This is a genomic window from Rhodoplanes elegans, assembly GCF_016653355.1.
Lineage (GTDB): Bacteria > Pseudomonadota > Alphaproteobacteria > Rhizobiales > Xanthobacteraceae > Rhodoplanes > Rhodoplanes elegans.
The window spans coordinates 1-2,881 of sequence record NZ_NHSK01000244.1 but is presented as its reverse complement, the minus strand read 5'-3'; the positions used below and the strand labels follow the sequence as shown (position 1 = coordinate 2,881).

Here is a 2,881-nt window from a genome sequence, read left to right as displayed (position 1 = left end):
GCGGGCGTCGGTCGCGAGGGCGGCCGTGCCGGCGGTCGGGATGTCGTCTTCGGCGATGTCGGGCGTCATTCGTCGTCGCTCTTGTTGTCCTGGTCGGCGCCGTCGATGTCGCGCTTCACGGCGGGCGAGCGCAGCAGGCCGTCGATGCGGGCGGCCTCGGCGAAGCGGTCGTCGATGCGAAAGCGGATGTCGGGCGCGAATTTGAGGTTCACCCGGTGGGCGATCTCGCCGCGCAGGTAGCGCTTGTTGCGCTCCAGCGCCGCCAGCACCTCCTTCTCGTCGCTGCCGCCGAGCGGCATGACGTAGATGGTGGCGAGGCGCAGATCCGGGCTCAGCCGCACCTCCGGCACGGTGATCAGATGGGTCTCGAGCACGGGATCGTGCACGTCGCCGCGCTGGAGAACCTCGGCGATGGCGTGCCGGATCAGCTCGCCGGCGCGCAACGCGCGCTGCGACGGGCCGGCGCCCTGGTCACGGGTGTGGTGATGCTTGGCCATGGTCTTCTTGCCGGTGGCGCGGGAATCGAACCTGCGCCGGCTGTGCGCCGCGGCGCCCCCGGTCTCCGTCCGTCCCGTGCGGGCGAGGCCCGTGCGGGGGAGGGGAGGCGAGGGGGCGTCCGCGACGCTGCGATACGGAAATGCGTGCCCGGCCGAAACCGCCGGGCACGCCCGATCCTCGATGAAATCACCTACAGCGAGCGCTGCACCGTCTCGAGCCGGTAGCACTCGATCACGTCGCCGACCCGGATGTCCTGGTAGTTCTCGAACGACATGCCGCACTCGTGGCCGGACGTGACCTCGCGGACGTCGTCTTTGAGGTGCTTGAGCTGGCCGAGCTTGCCTTCGTGGATCACCACGTTGTCGCGGATCAGGCGGACATTGGCGCCGCGCTGGACGACACCGTCGGTGACCCGGCAGCCGGCGACCTTGCCGACCTTGGTGATGTTGAAGACCTGCTGGATCAGGGCGTTGCCCAGCATGGTCTCGCGCGTGGTCGGGGCGAGCAGGCCGGACATGGCCTTCTTCACGTCGTCCACGAGGTCGTAGATGATGTTGTAGTAGCGGATCTCGATGCCGAGCCGCTCGGCCGCCTCGCGCGCTTCCTTGTGGGCACGCACGTTGAAGCCGATGATCGCGGCGTTCGAGGCCTCGGCGAGCGTCACGTCGGACTCGGTGATGCCGCCGACGCCCGAGAGCAGCACGCGGGCCGCCACCTCGGAGGTGCCGAGCTTCTCCAGCGCGCCGACGATCGCCTCGATCGAGCCCTGCACGTCGCCCTTGATGACCAGCGGGAATTCCTTCTGGCCCGAGGTCTTGAGCTGGCTCATCATCTGCTCGAGCGAGCCGCGCATGCCGCTCGCGCGGGCCGCCTGCTTCTCGCGCTTCTGACGCGCCCGGTAGTCGGTCACCTCGCGGGCGCGGCTCTCGTTCTCGACGACGGCGAGGCGGTCGCCCGCCTCCGGCGTGCCGTTGAAGCCGAGCACCTCGACCGGAACCGACGGGCCGGCCGTGTCGATCGGCTTGCCGGTGTCGGACACGAGGGCGCGCACGCGGCCCCATTCGGCGCCGGCGACGACGATGTCGCCGACCTTCAGGGTGCCGCGCTGGACCAGCACGGTCGCCACCGGGCCGCGGCCGCGGTCGAGCTTGGCCTCGATCACGGTGCCTTCGGCCGGGCGGTGCGGATTCGCCTTCAGCTCGAGGATTTCCGACTGCAGCCCGATGATGTCGAGCAGCTTGTCGAGATTGGTCTTCTGCTTGGCCGACACCTCGACCTCGAGGGTCTCGCCGCCGAAGGTCTCGACCTGCACCTCGTGCTGGAGGAGCTCGGTGCGGACCCGCTCCGGCTTGGCGTCGGGCTTGTCGATCTTGTTGATGGCGACGATCAGCGGGACCTTGGCGGCCTTGGCGTGCTGGATCGCCTCGACCGTCTGCGGCATCACGCCGTCGTCGGCCGCGACCACCAGCACGACGACGTCCGTCACCTTGGCGCCGCGGGCGCGCATCGCCGTGAAGGCGGCGTGGCCGGGCGTGTCGATGAAGGTGATCTTGGCGCCGGACGGCGCCGTCACCTGGTAGGCGCCGATGTGCTGGGTGATGCCGCCCGCCTCGCCGGCCACCACGTTGGCGTGGCGGATGGCGTCGAGCAGTGACGTCTTGCCGTGGTCGACATGGCCCATGATGGTGACGACCGGCGGCCGCTGGATCAGGTCTTCCGAAGCGTCGGCGACGTCGAACAGGCCTTCCTCGACGTCGGCCTCGGAGACGCGCTTGACCGTGTGGCCGAGCTCCTCGGCGATCAGCTGGGCCGTGTCGGCGTCGATCGTGTCGGTGATCTTCGCCATCTGGCCCTGCTTCATCAGCAGCTTGATGACGTCCACGGCCCGCTCCGACATGCGGTTGGCGAGCTCCTGGATGGTGATCACCTCCGGAATGGTGACCTCGCGCACGAGCTTCTCCTTCGGCTCGTTCGCGGCGTGCCCCTTCAGACGCTGGACGCGGCGGCGGAACGACGCCACCGAACGCTCGCGGACCTCGCCGGCGTCGAGCGCCGTGACCACGGTCAGACGGCCGCGATTCTTCTGGGGACCAGCCTTGGTGCTGGCCGGCTTGGGGGCCGGGGCCGGACGCGCCGGGCCGGGGCCCGAGCGGCGGACCGGACGGCGCTCTTCCTCGTCGGGCTCCTGGACGGCGGTGCGGGCGTTGACCGGGGTCGCGCCCGGGGTCGCCGCGCCGGCCGGACGGGCCGGGCGCACCTGCGCCGGACGGGCCTGCTGGGCCGGCGCCGCGGCGGCGGGCGTCGCCTTGGCGGACTCGTCGTCGCCGAACCGCTTCTTGGCCTCCTGCTCGGCCTTGCGCTTGGCCTCGTCCTCGACGCGGCG

Annotated in this window: 2 protein-coding genes; both read right to left on the bottom strand. The window is 70.7% G+C overall.

Going from position 1 to position 2,881, the window contains the following annotated elements; translation table 11 throughout:
- Positions 1-65 precede the first annotated feature (65 nt).
- Positions 66-497: a 30S ribosome-binding factor RbfA gene (gene rbfA, locus CCR97_RS26960; RefSeq protein WP_111360779.1), complete on the bottom strand. Its 432-nt coding sequence runs from the start codon at positions 495-497 to the stop codon at positions 66-68.
- A gap of 191 nt (positions 498-688) precedes the next feature.
- Positions 689-2,881 (bottom strand): translation initiation factor IF-2 (gene infB, locus CCR97_RS26955; protein WP_201160043.1); only part of this gene is annotated, 2,193 nt, incomplete at its 5' end.